Annotated in this window: 17 protein-coding genes and 1 tRNA gene; 2 read left to right on the top strand and 16 right to left on the bottom strand. The window is 36.5% G+C overall.

Annotated features, from left to right (window positions below; translation table 11 throughout):
- Positions 1–24: 24 nt before the first annotated feature.
- Complete coding sequence (locus JI747_RS12670; protein ID WP_225689232.1) at positions 25–318, top strand: hypothetical protein; 294 nt, start codon at positions 25–27, stop codon at positions 316–318.
- Here JI747_RS12670 and JI747_RS12665 read toward each other — a convergent pair.
- The 3 genes from JI747_RS12665 to JI747_RS12655 all read right to left on the bottom strand — a co-directional run bounded on the left by JI747_RS12665 (position 296) and on the right by JI747_RS12655 (position 4148).
- The gene (locus JI747_RS12665; RefSeq protein ID WP_225689230.1) at positions 296–2323 is read right to left on the bottom strand and encodes a site-specific recombinase; all 2028 of its coding nucleotides are present in this window, start codon (positions 2321–2323) and stop codon (positions 296–298) included. The genes JI747_RS12670 and JI747_RS12665 overlap by 23 nt on opposite strands.
- Before the next feature lie 91 nt (positions 2324–2414).
- On the bottom strand, positions 2415–3059 hold the full coding sequence (gene mtgA, locus JI747_RS12660; protein ID WP_225689228.1) for a monofunctional biosynthetic peptidoglycan transglycosylase: 645 nt from the start codon (positions 3057–3059) through the stop codon (positions 2415–2417).
- Positions 3060–3101: 42 nt separating this feature from the next.
- Positions 3102–4148, bottom strand: coding sequence for an ABC transporter substrate-binding protein (locus JI747_RS12655; RefSeq protein WP_225689226.1), 1047 nt, complete (start codon positions 4146–4148; stop codon positions 3102–3104).
- Positions 4149–4207: 59 nt separating this feature from the next.
- On the opposite strand from JI747_RS12655, the gene JI747_RS12650 reads away from it, so the two are divergent.
- Positions 4208–4281: transfer RNA gene (locus JI747_RS12650), tRNA-Arg, on the top strand.
- Between the two features lie 423 nt (positions 4282–4704).
- Here the strand turns inward: JI747_RS12650 and JI747_RS12645 are convergent.
- The 13 genes from JI747_RS12645 to JI747_RS12585 all read right to left on the bottom strand — a co-directional run bounded on the left by JI747_RS12645 (position 4705) and on the right by JI747_RS12585 (position 16258).
- Complete coding sequence (locus tag JI747_RS12645; RefSeq protein WP_225689223.1) at positions 4705–5586, bottom strand: helix-turn-helix domain-containing protein; 882 nt, start codon at positions 5584–5586, stop codon at positions 4705–4707.
- Between the two features lie 115 nt (positions 5587–5701).
- Positions 5702–7954 carry a TonB-dependent receptor gene (locus JI747_RS12640; RefSeq protein WP_225689222.1) on the bottom strand — a complete coding sequence of 751 codons (2253 nt, stop codon included), beginning with the start codon at positions 7952–7954 and terminating at the stop codon, positions 5702–5704.
- 50 nt (positions 7955–8004) lie between these two features.
- Complete coding sequence (locus JI747_RS12635) at positions 8005–8898, bottom strand: urea transporter (protein ID WP_225689221.1); 894 nt, start codon at positions 8896–8898, stop codon at positions 8005–8007.
- 85 nt (positions 8899–8983) lie between these two features.
- Complete coding sequence (locus JI747_RS12630) at positions 8984–9685, bottom strand: hypothetical protein (RefSeq protein WP_225689219.1); 702 nt, start codon at positions 9683–9685, stop codon at positions 8984–8986.
- Between the two features lie 49 nt (positions 9686–9734).
- Entirely contained in the window at positions 9735–10553 is an 819-nt protein-coding gene (locus JI747_RS12625) for an urease accessory protein UreD (protein ID WP_225689217.1), read from the bottom strand.
- Positions 10554–11192 (bottom strand): urease accessory protein UreG, encoded by a 639-nt coding sequence (gene ureG, locus JI747_RS12620; RefSeq protein ID WP_225689214.1) that lies wholly within the window; start codon positions 11190–11192, stop codon positions 10554–10556.
- A gap of 165 nt (positions 11193–11357) precedes the next feature.
- On the bottom strand, positions 11358–12056 hold the full coding sequence (locus JI747_RS12615; protein WP_394371146.1) for an urease accessory protein UreF: 699 nt from the start codon (positions 12054–12056) through the stop codon (positions 11358–11360).
- A complete protein-coding gene (gene ureE, locus JI747_RS12610) occupies positions 12049–12558 on the bottom strand; it encodes an urease accessory protein UreE (RefSeq protein WP_225689212.1) in 510 nt (169 codons plus the stop codon). The genes JI747_RS12615 and ureE overlap by 8 nt, the downstream gene beginning before the upstream one ends.
- Positions 12558–13187 (bottom strand): hypothetical protein, encoded by a 630-nt coding sequence (locus JI747_RS12605; RefSeq protein ID WP_225689210.1) that lies wholly within the window; start codon positions 13185–13187, stop codon positions 12558–12560. The genes ureE and JI747_RS12605 overlap by 1 nt, the downstream gene beginning before the upstream one ends.
- Before the next feature lie 151 nt (positions 13188–13338).
- Complete coding sequence (ureC, locus tag JI747_RS12600) at positions 13339–15060, bottom strand: urease subunit alpha (protein WP_225689207.1); 1722 nt, start codon at positions 15058–15060, stop codon at positions 13339–13341.
- Position 15061: 1 nt separating this feature from the next.
- Positions 15062–15430: an urease subunit beta gene (gene ureB / locus JI747_RS12595; RefSeq protein ID WP_225689205.1), complete on the bottom strand. Its 369-nt coding sequence runs from the start codon at positions 15428–15430 to the stop codon at positions 15062–15064.
- Between the two features lie 11 nt (positions 15431–15441).
- Positions 15442–15744, bottom strand: a complete 303-nt coding sequence (gene ureA / locus JI747_RS12590; protein WP_225689203.1) for an urease subunit gamma — start codon at positions 15742–15744, stop codon at positions 15442–15444.
- 151 nt (positions 15745–15895) lie between these two features.
- The gene (locus JI747_RS12585; protein WP_225689201.1) at positions 15896–16258 is read right to left on the bottom strand and encodes a hypothetical protein; all 363 of its coding nucleotides are present in this window, start codon (positions 16256–16258) and stop codon (positions 15896–15898) included.
- Positions 16259–16503 lie beyond the last annotated feature (245 nt).

The following is a 16503-nucleotide window of genomic DNA, read 5'->3' as shown; positions in this document are numbered from 1 at the left end:
AAACCCGAAACCCGTACCTGATTTATGAAGAAGAAAAAACGTGAATACCAATCCTCAGAACTTGTAAAGTCTTTTGCAAGGATTCATGGTTTTGAAAGCAAACTGGTTGCTTTTGAAATTAAAGATTTTCTGGAAGAATACCTTGATGAAAGCCTTTTTAGTGAAATAAAAAGCGTCAATATTGAAGACCGTTGTGTGATTATAAAAATCAATTCACCTTTATTAAAACATGATTTTCAGCTTCGTAAAAGTTTTTTTCTGAAAAAATTTCAGGCTCAGTTCGGGGAAGAAAAATTTAATGATCTTCAGGTTTTGTAATCGTACTGTTTCTTAAATCATCTGCTTTCTGATCTAATTTTGAACGTAACGGAATAAAGAATCTCAGCGGATTTTTCAAAAAGTATCTGAAGATTTCTTTATATATCTCACTTACCTGACCAAAGTTTAGTTTTCTTGATCTGAATGCTAAAAACATTGACAATGTAAAGCTTACTAAGAAATTAAAGAATCCGATCAGGAAAACCGTCACAAACGAAATCCAGAATGTATAGGAATCTACCGAAAAGTCTTTTCCATAAAGACCTAAAGCAAAGTTTCCGGCAGCAAAGGTAATATGGCGAATATCTAAGTCTAATCCTAAGAATAATCCAACCGGAGCTGTAGCGCCTAAAAATACCCCAAACCAGAAATTAGAAACGATTCCCGGCCAATTTTTAGCATAATATTTTGAAAGACCTTTGGCAAATTTCTTTCCAAAGAGTTTTCTGATGGACAGGTTTTTGGCAATACGTTCAGGAATCTGATAAAAGACAGAATTGTTCCCGATATTTCCTGAAATAATCCCTGAAATAAAAAGATAAAATCCGGCAATACTCGCGTGTAAAATTGCTTTTGACTTGAATGGATCGAGATCTTTCAATAATTTATCCGATCTGTCTATCGCCATATTCTGGGAGGTAAAAACATCCAGTCCATAGATAATAATTAATGCAATCGGAAATGAAAGCAAAACGTTTCCTACAAAAGCAATAAACTGACTTCTGAACAGTTGGGAAACAAGGTGAGCAAATTCTGTATTGTTTCTTGTTCCTCCTCCTTCTTCTGAAAGTACCTTGGTCATTGTTGCTGCCGTCATTGCGGGCTGCTTTGTTGCTAATGTAAACCCCATCAGATAAATCATGACAAATCCCATTGCATAATTCATAGAGTATAGGAAAGCATGGAAAAAATCACTTCCGGGAAAGTATCCGTAAAGCATTTTCAGCACACATAAAGCACCTACAATGATCCCTCCTCCACTGGCTTTATAGAACATTTTCATATATTCTTTCCGGGAAGAAGTGATGTAGTGACTTCCTGTTTCTGCTGTATGATTGGTAATAAGGTGAGAAATAAGCCTTGTGCTGTCGTTTACAAGCTCAGAAATATTATTTTTATGAGATTTATATCTTATAATATTAAATACCAGCTGTTTTGAATTGATAAAAACGTCTTCGTCCTGATCAATAACCAATAACTGAACAATTTCATAGATTCTGTTGGTCTGCTGACGGATTTTCAGCAAAGACTGATTTATTTTCCCTGAAATCCCATATTTAGCAGAGTTTTTAAAGGCAATTGTTACAAATTCCAAACATTGCTCTACATAGATTTTGATCTGCTTATACCGGCTGTCTTTGGAATGAAGTTGTAGTTCAGGATTATTTTCAAATTCTTCTGCAAGTCCTTCCAATTCATTTTGTAAAGCCAAAAACGGATTATCAAAATTTCTGTATTCGGGTGCCATTCTTACGACCTCAACTTCCATTGCCATTCCTGTTGCACGCCAGGAAAGGATATTCATTGCAAAGATCAGTTCTTTCTTGACTAAGGGTTTGATAATAAAGTCTGAAGCTTCAAGAAGTTTTAAGAATTCATCCACTTCATTTTCGGGAAGATTCTGAAAAAATTCAAGATCTTTATGAGGGCTTAAACTAACGTTATCAATCATATACCATACTGTATTTTCATTTTCTACAGGTGGAAGGATTTTATTTAAGACTCGTTTTTTAAGTTCAGGAAAAAAGGAATTTTCTGATAAAATATTCGCTTCAGTTAACGATAAATTAAAAGGTCTGTTTTTAAAAATACTATGAATATAATATTTAAAATGCTCCGTTAGCTGAGGATTGCTTTTAAGAAAATTGAGTACGTCTGTAAAGTCTGCCCTTTTTATACTCTCTAAGAAGTCTGCAAAGGGTTCTAGAGAAAGGGTTTCGTTCTTAAAGGAAAAATATTTTTTAAGAACAGACTCAAAGTTTGTACTGGAATTAAAAAGCTTCATTAGTACAAAGATACTAAACTTGTTTCAACTTCTTAAAAACTCTGGCGGATACGTATGTTTAAATATTAAGTTTAACCTAATTTTAAGACGATTATTTCAGACTTACGTTTCTCATCTGTCTCATGATCCAGTTGTGCTTCTTGGTCAAATAAGGGGAAGGGTTTTTCGGATCATATTTTTTTGGATTCGGCAATACAGCTGCAATCCATGCTGCTTCTGAGATTGTAAGGTCTTTTGATGATTTTCCGAAGTAATATTTTGAAGCGGCCTCTATTCCGAATACACCTTGTCCCATTTCAATAGAATTAAGATATCTTGCCAAAATAACATCTTTTCCCCAAGCTTTTTCAATAATAAAAGTATAAACGGCTTCCAGTCCTTTTCTGAACCAGCTTCTTCCCTGCCAGAGAAAAATATTTTTTGCAGTCTGCTGAGAAATTGTGCTTCCTCCTCTTATTTTTTTCCCTTTTTCATTATGTGCCATTGCTTTTTCAATAGCTGAATAATCAAAGCCATCGTGCATAAAAAACTTCTGATCTTCGGATGCAATGACCGCTTTTTTTACTTTGTCTCCCATTTCATCATAAGAAATGTAATCTCTCTGAAGTTTTCCATATTCAAAAAGACCTCCGATTTGTGTAATCGTAATAGGTGGATTAAAAAATCGTCCCCAAATAATAAACAAAACGTTCAGGATAAGAATAATAAAAATAATCTGTTTAATTTTTTTCCACATAAGTTCTAAAAAAGAGAGACAAAAATAAATAAATCTATCGAGTTATTGTAATTCTTTCATGTAAGTAAGTTGATAATTGGGCAATAATTCCGGATGGAAAATTTTAATATAATCTTTCAATACCCAATCTGCTCTTACGATACCGCTTTCAAAGAAATCGTTGGCTTTTTCTTTTTCCCGACCTGCAATTCCATAAACGTAACCTTTATTGAAAACATCCAGTTTACTGTAAAACGGATTCATATTGAGCATTTCTTTCTTCGAAATATGATTTCCTGCATTGACCCAGTATTTCACTTCTTTAGCAGTTGAAAAAACTTGTTCAAAGCTCATAGTCACAGCTTTTTCATCGTTATTATCTTTAAGGATATATTGAGCATTCGCATCTGAAATATAATTTGCCACAGAGGTTTTTCCTCCCGGAAGATACCAAACATCGCCGTACATTTCATTAGCCAAAACCAAAGGTTTTTCTTTCGAATTAAAAGCCAATTGCTTGAGTTCATTATAGTTCTTCTCTATTTCCGCATATTCAGCTTCTGCTTTTTTATCCATTCCCAATAATTTTCCAAATAGCTTTATGTAAGCAGTTTTCTCCAGTGGTTTCTGTTCTTTGTAATCATCCAGAAAAATCACCTGAATTCCATTGTTCTTCAACAGCTCATAGGTATTATCAAAACTGGCAACATGGTTGGTAAAGATCACGTCCGGTTTTAAGGATATAATTTTTTCCACATCATATTTCTGCTCATTTCCTACATTTTGAATGCTTCCCTCTTTTACTTTTTTCTGAATGTTCTCAGAAAAAATGTATTCCGGGCTGGAAACTCCGATAATTACATCTTCTGCTCCCAATTCAGCAATATATCCTGCCATACTTGCATTCAATAAAATCACTTTCTTAAAAGGAATCTGACTTTTCTTAAAATTATAAGTAAAATTACCCGATTTTAGCTTTAAAACACCTCCATCTTCATTATACTTTACGTATTCTGAAATGGATATCCATTGTGAGGATGAAATTTTTGGTTCTCTTTTACAAGAGATTAGCGCACAAATCGCAAATATTAGGAAAATTCTTGGTTTCATGTTTCAAAGAAAAGAAAAAAGTGCTATATTTGCAAACCTTTAAACAACAAGGTTACAACGGGCTCGTGGCGCAACTGAATAGCGCATCTGATTACGGCTCAGAAGGTTACAGGTTTGAATCCTGTCGAGCTCACAAACAGCCAAGTGGCGCCAACTAAAGACAGTTGGCGCCATTTTTATTTACTTAGAATATTTTTTTTCGCATAATACTATATATAAAAGATTATGTCTTAAATCTCAATGTTCTATAATAATAAACCAAATCGATTATAGGTATATTAAAATATATTTTTGCCATATTTAATGTACCTGTAGTAAGAATAGATTAAATTCAGAATATTATCACACACTGTAAATGATAATGATTCTTCTCTTCTCTAAAATCATTATTGAAATTTGTTTGATACATTTAAGTATATCATTACTAAAAGTCATTATTTATCCATAATAAACAACCAAATTGGCACCTATTAAACTCGTTAAAAAAGAATTTAATTGATTTAAATAATTATAAAAAGATCTTTTTCACGAAATTTTGTATATTCTTCAGATATCATCAACCTCTCACTTTTCCAAATTGCAACCTATATTCCTTGGGTGTTATTCCGGTAATTTTTTTGAAAAGTTGTGTAAAATGAGAAGGTGTATGGAAGTTTAATTCATAAGCTATTTCTGCAATATCTTTACTAGACTGTAGAAGAGCTTTGCTATAATTTACATCAATTTCGTTAATCCATTGTTTTGGAGATTTCTGGGTAACGCTTTTCACGCATTTATTAAGATAATTTTCCGTAACAGAAAGCTTATCAGCATAATAAGCAACACGCTTTTCGCAGACATGATATTTAAATAACAAATCCCTGAACTGAAGCGATAGTTCCATAGGACGAGTCGCGGATTTATGATGTGAATCGGAATCTGTGCTTAACATTTTAATTAAAATCAAATGCAGCATTGTAACTACTACATCATTAACGTTCAGTTTATTCAGCCATAATTCCTGTTCCAAAATGGGAAGAAGCTGGGTAATTGTGCCATAAGTCAGACTATCCAATTTCAGGAAAGGAGTCATGAAAAAAATGCTGGTTTTGTGTTTTGGAAGTTCCTGTTCAGACAAAACATTATTTTCATATGCCAAAAAGAATCCTTCAATATCATCTGAGAGTTCCAAAGTCGCAGTAATTGTTCCCTGCTTAATGAAAATAACGCCTCCTTTTTCGGCATTATACTCCTCATTCTCAAGGTATTGCTTGATATGTCCGTTGGTAACAAAAATAATGAAATTAAAGGTCGTACGGTACGGAATCACAGGCATCAGAATTCCTTTAAGATAGTTCTCCAGCCGATACAACTGTATATCTGCATTGTTTGCCAATATTTTTTCCGTGATATTGGGAAGGAACAACTTTTTGTACTGAAAATTGGATAATACTTCCATATCAGATCTTATAATTATTAAAGTTAGATAAAAAATATTAGGTAAAGCTCGGAGAATCTGAAAATTCAGAAATGCAAGAACAGATTCTCTTTTTCAAATCCTCCGAAGTCTTATGCTAAAACTTATAATACACTCCTACTCTTACTCCCAACGGGCTTCCCGGTGTGTAAGTAAGATCAGTAATAGGTTCTGTCTCCCCTTTTAATTGGGTTTCTGTGGCAAACTGTGCTTCGTTCCATTTTACATTAAAAAGATTATTAAGCTGAATATTCGCACCCCATTTCTGACGATTATAAGACAGTATTAAATCATTAACAAAATAAGCTTTCGTTTTAATGCTATTGTCTTCTACAGCGGGTCTTTCTCCCAGATAACGGTATTGCAACCCAAGGGAAAAACCGTGATAAAAGTCCCAGTTTACTGAACCGGTGCTCGTCACAATCGGAGATAATGGAACGTAATCCTGTCCTTTTTCTTCTTCGATGAATCTTGCGTGAGAATAATTAATATCCGCATTTAGGTAGAAGTTTTCTAACGGCTGAAAACGGATTCCCAAATCTGCCCCAAAACGTCTTGATTTCCCGGAAGGCTCTACCACAGCATCATCTCCTACATACACAAATTCCTGTTGTAGATACATGTACCAAACGGTTGGAGTGATAATCAGGGATTTTAAAGGATGCAATCTCACTCCAAAATCTCCTCCGATAGAATACGGAAGCGTATTTTCGTTTTTATTGGTGACAACCACTCTCATATCATTGGAATGGAAGCCCATTCCGGTTTTTAAGAACCACATGACGTTGTCATTTTGGGTATAAGAAAAGTTCAGTTTCGGACTTAGTCTTGTCGCTTCTTTTGATTGTCCGGAAGGCAGATTATCAGGATTCAGCAAATCGTGCATATTAAAAATAAAATGATCAACTCTCACTGCAGGATTAATTGTCCATTTTCCTGTTTTCCAAACCAGTCCTGAATACGCATGAAGATTGGTTTCCGTTCCGTTAACATCAGACATTCTATCAAGCAATAAATCCCTATGATAAACATGATTTAACTGCAAAGTTCCAATATCATCATTTCTCACACCTACTCCTGAAATCCAGTCCAGTGTACCATTTCCCAAGGAAAAATTCTTCGTATACTTGATCTCTGCTCCGTAGATATTTCTACCGTCGGTTTGCTGAATTTCGTCGCCGTGGTCTTTATCTTTTAAATAAAAAGTAAAATCCGAATATAGATTGAAATTATATTTTGAATAAAAAGCCATCGCATCAATCTGTTCAGAAGATGAAATAATATGTTTAAAATTCATCTGAAGATTCGTTCTGGAAGTTTTTCCACCTTCAGTAGGATCTATACTTCCCCAACGGCTGATGATTCCTTCATCCACGGCACGTTCCGGGATTTGCCCCGAAGCATTCCATGAAGAATTGAAAGTAGAGAACTGGATATTAAAATAATCGTTGTCCGTAATCCACTGATTGTACTTTCCGAAAATATTAACACGATTAAAGTTCTGTTTTACGTCAAACGGTCCGTCTGTATAATTGTATTCGGCTGCCAGATACGCATTTTTTCTTCCTGAAGTATCATTCAGAATATTGAACATTCCCAATACCCTTTTTGAATTAAAAGAACCTCCTTCTAGCTTTACCATGCTGTTATTCAGTCGGTCGTAGGTTTTGAAATCCACATAACCCGCCGTATTGAAATCCCCGCGATCCATATAATAAGCACCTTTTCCGAAATCGATATTATTTACCGTTTCAGGAATCACGAAATGCAAATCGGAATATCCTTGCCCATGTGCATGAGAAACTACGTTTACAGGCATTCCATCAACATTTACACTGACATCTGTTCCGTGGTCGGCATCGAAACCTCTTAACAAAAGTTGTTCTGCTTTTCCGCCTCCTGCATGTTGAGCAATAAACAATCCCGGAACTTTTCTCAATAAATCCTGTGCGGAATTTACCGGAAATTTATTCAAATCAACTTTTGTAATTGCCGTTAAAAATGAATTATGGCTAATTGCCACCTCTGAAATTTGCTGTGGTTTATGCTGTAACAGGACAAGATTGTTTTTATCTTCAGCACTGTTTACTATTAATTTTACTTCATCATATCCGTTGTGGCTGATCGTTAAGGTGTCGGGATAAGATTTTATTCCTACCACAAAAGAACCGTTCTCTCCCGAATGCGTATGGTCTTCTCCATGATTATACTTCACCAAAACATCTCTGATAGGATATTTTTCATCCACATCTTTTACGACCATTTTTTTCTCTGTAATCACTTCCTGTGCCTGTATCAATCCTCCGATTGTCAAAGCAAGAAAAGCTGCCAGAATCTTCGTTCTCTTCATTATTTTCTAAATTTCATACATTTTTTCAGTGTAAAGTGTACCGATCAACTTTAAGCATTATTATTTGTTTTAATCAAAAACTTTTTCAAAAGCAATGTAATCCATGTTCCGGCAACGAATGGAAATGTAAATACTCCTCCAACAGCACTCAGTAAATTATTATCTATTAAAAAATCATCAATAATAATTGTTAAAACAACTGCAATAAGTACCCACAATCCGTCTGTTTTTTTCGTACCTGAAAATACAATGGCAGAAAGTACCGCATTGAAACCGAATAATCCCATGTGGATTTCCTGAATAGGTTCTCCGTTCCATTGAGATAAACCTGCACCTAAAATAGATGCTACAAGCCCGTATAATGCCGCTATTGGTGAGCTGATGAATACTGCCAAAAAGAAAATCAATCCACATAATACACCTCCCTGAAAAATCACTTCTCCAAAACCATTAGTACATGTAAGAAAGTCATCATATTTAGTAGAAGTCACTTCAGCACTGATAAGATCTGATGGTAAAATATGAGTAAATTGGTGCAGCAAAAATACCAATACCCATGCAATTATGATAAAAGGAAATGTAAATACCGGAATTTTCTTCTGAATAAAAAAATGCTGAATAATACTCGCCAATGCTCCACCTAAAATAATCAGTACCCAAATAAGCGGTGTCGCCTGGAAGATAAATGCCAATGCAACTCCAACCAAAGCCGCACTGAAACCGTATAATCCTGCATTGATTTCGGATTGGTCATATTTCAGCTTCATTGCGGTGAAAGTTCCCGCCGCTGTTGCAAGAATAACGGCTACTCCACACTGCCAACTTCCCAAAAAGATTCCGATGATGAATAAAAGCCCCGTCCATCGGTTCTCCTGAAGCATGATTTGCCCGACTCCTTTTAAAACATTGTCGATAAAAGGTATTTTTTGAAAAAATTTGTCCATAGAATTTATTTTTTATAATTGATAAATGATTATCAATAATTGATTGAAGTTCACTTTTATCATTGATCAATTATCATTTATGATTTTACCAGCCGAGGAATACCATCCCGATACCACAAACCGTAACAACGGCACCGCTTACCATTCCCATATACCGCTCCAGTTTTTCGGTGTTGAATAATGTTGAATATCCGTAACGTCCTAAAAGGACCATTCCGAGCATCGTTAAAACCGTAGTTACCGTAAATGAAGTCACCAAAACAGCAATTTCTGACATAGAATGCTTTACTCCCGAATAAAACAGCAACGGAATCAACGGTTCACTCGGTCCCATCACAAAAATCATGAACAGTACCAACGGTGTTACTTTTATTCTTTTTTGCGGCATTACAACTTCGCTGTGATTGTGCTCATACACGTAAACATCATCACCCATCACATCAAAATGTTTGTGAGGTTTGTTTCGAACTGCCTGAATGATTCCGTAAATTAAATAAACACCTCCGAAAATCAACAATGCCCAACCTGAGAAATTGCCTCTCAAATCCTGAAACCACGAAATTTTATTCAATTGCCAACCGAGAAAAACGCCAATGAAGCCAAGAATTAAAGAACTGAAAACGTGTCCAAATCCGCAAACGACTGTTAAAATCGCCGTTTTCATACCACTCCATTTTTTTGATTTTGAAATCACAATGAAAGGTAAATAATGATCGGGACCCGAAGCGGTATGTATAAAGCTTATTGAAACAGCACTCAGTAAAAGTGCCCAAACTGTACTATCCATTTTTTATTTATATTTTATTTCCAGCCTTGTCAAGGCTTTTTGATGCTCACTAAAACTTAACACAATCCTCAACATTCTTTTTATCCAAATCCCAAAGAATGTCCTGAATATGCAGGAAAAAATTATACATCACTTCACCTCCATGTCCTAAAGCACGCACTACAAACCCGTTATTTTCCATTGCTGAAACGCCGATTTCCATTTCTCCTTTGACTCTTTCTGAATCTTCAACGACAGTTTCAATTAACTGGTCTTTATGAACATCATTTTTGGTACTGTAAAAAATCAATGTTCCCTGATGCGTGTACTGTTCGAGGTTTCCGATACTGTTAATCGGGATTAAATCTGGTTGAATCAGTACATTATCTTTGATCACCAATTTATTTTCGTGGTAAATCTCCATCAGGTTCTGGAAACGCTTTAATTTAAAAACTTCTCCGTAATGCTTTCTGCCACACGTAATAATCTCACTGATAATCAACTGGCTGTTTTTCCCGATATTGATTTTTGCCTGACTTTTAAAATTGGAATCTTCATGCGGAACCACAGGATGTGGAACGTAGGCAAAAGACGTATCATCTTCCATCAACACATTCAGCTCCTGAACGGCTTTATCTTTCATATTGAAAAGCCTTTGGTACGACTGCGACTGCAATTGCAATGAAGCTCCTTGTTCAAGGCTCACCTCCAATTGGTAATGGTCTCCGTCCAGAATTCCGGGCGAAGAACTCATGACCATTTGATACAATTTATTATCGTCTTTACGCTGCCCCACGGAAACTACGCGGAATGGAAGCGAAACATAAAGGTCTTTTACATAAGACTTTCCGCCCTTGAATCCTGCAATTATATTTAAACGGCTATTCATTTATCTTACCAAATTCGGTTCTTCAATTTCTTCTAAAAGGGCATATTTTTTAATCCAGCCAATTACTTTATCCAGCCCTTCGTCAGTTTTCAGGTTGGTAAATACGAAAGGATTTCCGTTTCTCATTCTTCTCGCATCTCTTTCCATCACTTCAAGGCTCGCTCCAACGTGTGGCGCCAAGTCAATTTTATTGATAATCAACAAATCGGAACGGGTAATACCGGGACCTCCTTTTCTCGGAATTTTTTCTCCTTCGGCAACGTCAATAATGAAAATCGTAACGTCTGCAAGATCCGGACTGAAAGTCGCTGAAAGGTTATCACCTCCACTTTCGATTAAGACCAACTCAATGTCTGGGAAACGTGCTGCCAATTCATCTACAGCCTCAAGGTTCATACTCGCATCTTCACGGATGGCGGTGTGAGGACAACCTCCTGTTTCTACCCCGATGATTCTATCGTGAGGAAGAAGGCTGTTTTTTGCCATAAATTCAGCATCTTCTTTGGTATAAATATCATTGGTAATTACGCCCAAATCGTAAGTTCCGAATAATTTTCTGCTTAATCTTTCCAATAATGCAGTTTTCCCTGAACCTACCGGTCCTGCTACTCCTACTTTTATATATTTTCTATTTTCCATTTTATTTAAATTTTACTTTGTTTGGTTTTTAAGAATTATTTGTGGGGAAATATCTACTTGTTTTTTTAATGGTACCACCCCGTCAAAAATTCTCTGAATTTTTGCCACCCCTCCATTGGAGGGGAATTCTTCACACTCTTACTTCTTACTTCTCACTGTTCATTTTTAAGACATATAAAGCCTTGAGTACAGTCTTTCGTGCTGCATACATCTAATATCAAACGACGTATTGCACAATCCTACCATATCTCTGTCCAATTCTATGGTTTCTTGGGCGGTTTTTTCCATGACGAAATACAGCGAGAACAAAATATCCTGTCCGTCCAATTGTCCCAGAGGAACCAATTTTACTGCATTGGTAATCATTCCTGCAGTTGAGGTATAATAAAATCCTAACAATGCTTCATACATCGGAATGTTCATTAAAGCCGCATACATCCCGAAAACGATACAGTAATGCGAATTGGCTTCACGCTGCTGAACTGCCTTTTCATACGCTTCTATCAAAGGAAAGCTTTCTCTTCTTTTGAAAATTTTGATTAATCGTAATCCTAATTTCTGACTTGCCTGTCGGATTTCTTTCGGGCATTTTAGGGAATTGCATTCGTTATCAAGATTTAATAACAATTCTAAATCTCCATTTTGTGCGGCTTCGTATGCCAGTTTTACAAAAGCTCCGTCGTTGTATTTCAGGTTGTACTGAAGCATATTTTCAACAAATTCTTTTGCGGTAACTCGGTCATGAACAATTCTTTGCTGAACGAATGTTTCCAACCCGTTGGAATGCGTGTAACCACCGATAGGCAACGTAGGATCCGAAAGGTGCAGTAATCCCGATAAAAAGTTTAAATTCAAATTATTCATCTTTTGAAGCTGCCATTTTTAATATTTTAGTAAAAATTGTAGAGCCTAAACTTCCGTGTCCGTGAGGCTCTACGTTAGATTTAAGAAGATTCAAGAGTTTTACGGAGTGCTTTTCCGGTTTGAACCCGCTTGCTTCCAGCCATCTGAACATCGGCATTTCAAACGGAAGCAATACTTTATCTTCCTGGATGAAAAGCGGAATATGCTTGTTTCCGATTTCATAACAAACGGTTCCCATTTCCAGTAAAGAAGCCGGTGACATCACGATGGCTTCTGTTTCCAGAACATTGACTGCAATTACCTTTTCTTCATTTTCAAAAAGAATATCGCCTTCACGCAAACGTTGCCCTTCTCTCAGAAATTTGATGGCAATATCCACACCCTGTCTGGTTTTTTTACGCTGAATTCTTTTGGTGGTTTCAAACCATTCCAAATCCAGATAATCTACCGGTTTTGAGGTCGGGTTTTGGATGAGATTGCCTATTGTTTCGTTAATTATCATTATTTATCGGTTTTTTTTCTAAAGTCAAAATTTTTGGAAATTCCTACCCCGAATGTGGAACCGCTGATTCCCGCTACATAAGTTTTCGTCCAGCCTTCCTGTTTTGTTTTAGTCTGCAACATCGAAAGTTCTGCAAACTTAAATTTCAACGCCCAACCGCCGCCTAACAATATCCCAATCAAAGGATAGGCACGAAGACGGAATCCATTAAAATTTTCCATTGGTCCTGCAGTCGGCATCTGCTGTTGTCCCCAAACGTAATGGGCATCTACCTGACCAATAAGTACAAAGTATTTTCCGAGCATTAATGACGGACTATACCAAAGTCCTGCTTCGTTTTGCTTATACACAACATTATGGTCAACAGCGTTTTGTGAGTAAGCATAGTTTACCCCGATCAGGTCATTATTATTGATAAAGTATCCCACTCCAATCGGTGCACTCGAAACTGTACTGCTGCTGCTAGATGGGGTTGTTATTTTTGAATAATCCAATGAGCCGTATATCATGATTTGGCCTTTTGGTCCGTCTTCATCACTCTTAATCCTGTGTCCTCCCAAAACCTGTGCATTTGCAATGGTTGCTCCTGCGATGGCTAGTGGAAGAATTATTTTATTCAGATATTTCATTTTGAATGTAATTCGCTAATGATTTTAAATTTTGTTTGGTAAATCTTTTTTGCTGTTAAATAAAATCCAATAAGTTTTTGAAACTTTTTAGATTTTGTCTTTAGATAAACCTAACAGGTTTTTGAAACCTGTTAGGTTTGCAAGATTTATCTTAGAATAAGTAATACAACTGTGTTAATGGCAGTTTTTCAGCTGGCTCACAGGTAACATATTCTCCATCTACTGTTACTTTATAATTTTCAGGATTTACTTCAATTAAAGGCGTTTTATCGTTGTGGATAAGGTCTTTTTTAGAAATGTTTCTGCAGTTTTTCACCGGAAGAATCATTTTTTCTAATCCATAAGAAGCAATCGTTCCGTTGTCGATAGAAATTTGAGAAACAAAATTTGCACAGGTTCCGAATTTAGCTTTTCCGTGAGCACCAAACATATTTCTGTAAATGATAGGTTGAGGTGTTGGAATTGAAGCATTCGGATCACCCATTTTGGCAGCGATTACGAATCCTCCTTTTACAATCATTTCCGGTTTCACTCCAAATAATGCAGGTTTCCAGATGACTAAATCCGCTAATTTTCCTTCTTCAAGAGAACCTACATATTCTGAAATACCGTGTGCAATTGCTGGATTGATGGTATATTTAGCCACATATCTTTTTGCACGGTAGTTATCGTTTCCGTGGTCTTGATCTTCTGCTAAATCACCTCTTTGCTCCTTCATTTTGCTTGCTGTCTGCCAAGTTCTTGTAATCACTTCACCCGGTCTTCCCATAGCCTGAGAGTCGGAACTCATAATACTGAAAACACCCATATCGTGAAGAATATCTTCTGCTGCAATCGTTTCCGGACGGATACGTGAATCCGCAAATGCCACATCTTCAGGAATGTTTTTACTCAAGTGGTGGCAAACCATCAACATATCCAAGTGTTCATCGATTGTATTGATTGTATAAGGACGAGTCGGGTTTGTAGAAGCCGGTAATACATTTGGATACATTGCTGCTTTGATGATATCCGGTGCGTGACCTCCACCTGCTCCTTCCGTGTGGAAAGTGTGGATTACTCTACCATTAATTGCTCTCATCGTATCTTCCAAAAATCCTCCTTCATTCAAAGTATCGGTATGAATAGCAACCTGAACATCATATTTATCGGCTACTTTTAATGCTGCATCAATCGTTGCAGGTGTTGCTCCCCAGTCTTCATGGATTTTCACTCCTAAAGCACCTGCTTCAACCTGCTCTTCAATAGGTTCTTCTGCTGAACAGTTTCCTTTTCCAAAAAAACCAAGATTCATTGGATATTCTTCCGCTGCTTCCAGCATTTTCTGCATATTGAATTTTCCCGGAGTTACTGTTGTAGCATTAGTTCCATCGTTTGGACCTGTACCGCCACCAATCATGGTTGTGATTCCGCTATATAAAGAAGTTTCAATTTGCTGAGGACAGATATAGTGAATGTGAGTATCAATTCCTCCGGCAGTCACGATATATCCTTTTCCGCCATGAACTTCCGTTGAAGCACCGATAATCATGTTTGGAGAAACTCCATCCATTGTATCTGGGTTTCCGGCTTTACCAATTCCTACGATTTTACCATCTTTGATCCCAATATCTCCTTTTACAATTCCCCAGTGATCGATGATTACTGCACCTGTGATACAAAGATCCAAAACACCTTCATCTCTTTTTGCAGTTACATTCTGTCCCATTCCGTCACGAACGGTTTTTCCACCTCCGAAAACGGCTTCGTCTCCGTAATGGGTGAAATCTTTTTCGATTTCAATAATAATTTCAGTATCTCCCAAACGGATTTTATCTCCCGCTGTCGGACCTAATATATTGGCGTATTGCTTTCTGTCTACGTTTAAGCTCATGTTACTGATTTTTAAAGTTTAATACTGTAGCTTTATCAAGGCTTGCTCTTTTTTGCTCTTCTGAGTCTACCTTCCCATCAACAAGATTATTGAAGCCCATTGCTTTTTTATTACCTCCGATTTCTACCAATTCCACTTCTTTTTCCTCTCCCGGTTCGAAACGTACTGCTGTACTTGCTACAATGTTCAATCTCTTTCCGAAAGCCTTCTCACGGTCAAAGCTCATCGCTTTATTAACTTCAAAAAAATGGAAGTGAGAACCTACCTGAATCGGTCTGTCTCCTGTATTGGTTACTTTTATTTTTACGGTCTCTCTGCCTTCGTTGCAGATGATGGTACCTTCTTTTACAAAAATTTCTCCTGGTATCATAATAACTGGTATTAACGGATTGGATTGTGTACGGTTACTAACTTCGTCCCATCTGGGAAAGTGGCTTCTATCTGCACATCATGAATCATTTCTGCTACTCCCGGCATTACGTCGTCTACAGTAAGAAGATTTGCGCCTTCCTGCATCAGCTCGGCTACTTTTTTCCCATCTCTTGCTCCTTCCAGTAAAAAGTGGCTGATCAGTGCAATAGATTCCGGATAGTTCAACTTAAGGCCTCTCGCTTTTCTTTTTAAGGCAAGTTCGCCTGCCAGGAACAGCATAAGCTTTTCCGTTTCTCTTGGTGTTAAATGCATAGTATTATTTTATTTAAAATTGGACACAGAATATCTTGTCTGCCTTGTAATAAAGGCAAATACGAAGTCTATGTAAAGTTGAAAATGATGTTGGATAAGACAGATTTATATCTAAATACAAATCAGGAAATCCATAAAATGTGAAAAGGAATTAACAACCCGCAATTTGCAGGGAATGATACAGAATATATCTTGGTTCTGTAATATAAATACAGTTTTGAACAGCCGCAACTGGTTTGTGAGATAATGATTCAGCAAAGAAATAGCTTAACCATGTTTGTCCAAGAATTGAATAGTCAAATTTTACTTTTTCAAGGTCGTTGCAATCTGACAAATCCTGAATTTCTGACACACTATAAATTTCCGTCTGTCCGCCGTTGTCTGATTTCTGTAAAAAATGATCTTTTAAAGTACTATTATGGGAAGCATTATTTTGCCCCTTCTGTACCATAAATCCGGCACATAAAGTAGCAAAAAATAAAACGAAAGAAAACAATATGAGTTTCTTTTTCATACCCATTATTAATAGTGTAAATTTAAGGTTAATCTCTTTTTATAAACTATCAAAAAAAATATTCAAAATGTTCAAAATCGTGACAGATTCCTTTGTGGAATGTTTAATGAACGTAAAATATGGATATCAATACTTTCATTATAGTTACTGGAACAGTTACAACAGCAGGAATCGAATTCCCGCCAAAAAAGAATTAAAACAGATATCGTTTTGATCACCTATTTTTCACCCTTCGCTTGCCACCA

This window comes from Chryseobacterium tagetis (assembly GCF_016735585.2).
In the GTDB taxonomy this organism is placed as follows: Bacteria; Bacteroidota; Bacteroidia; order Flavobacteriales; family Weeksellaceae; genus Chryseobacterium; species Chryseobacterium tagetis.
This window is presented reverse-complemented; position numbering and strand designations above follow the sequence as displayed.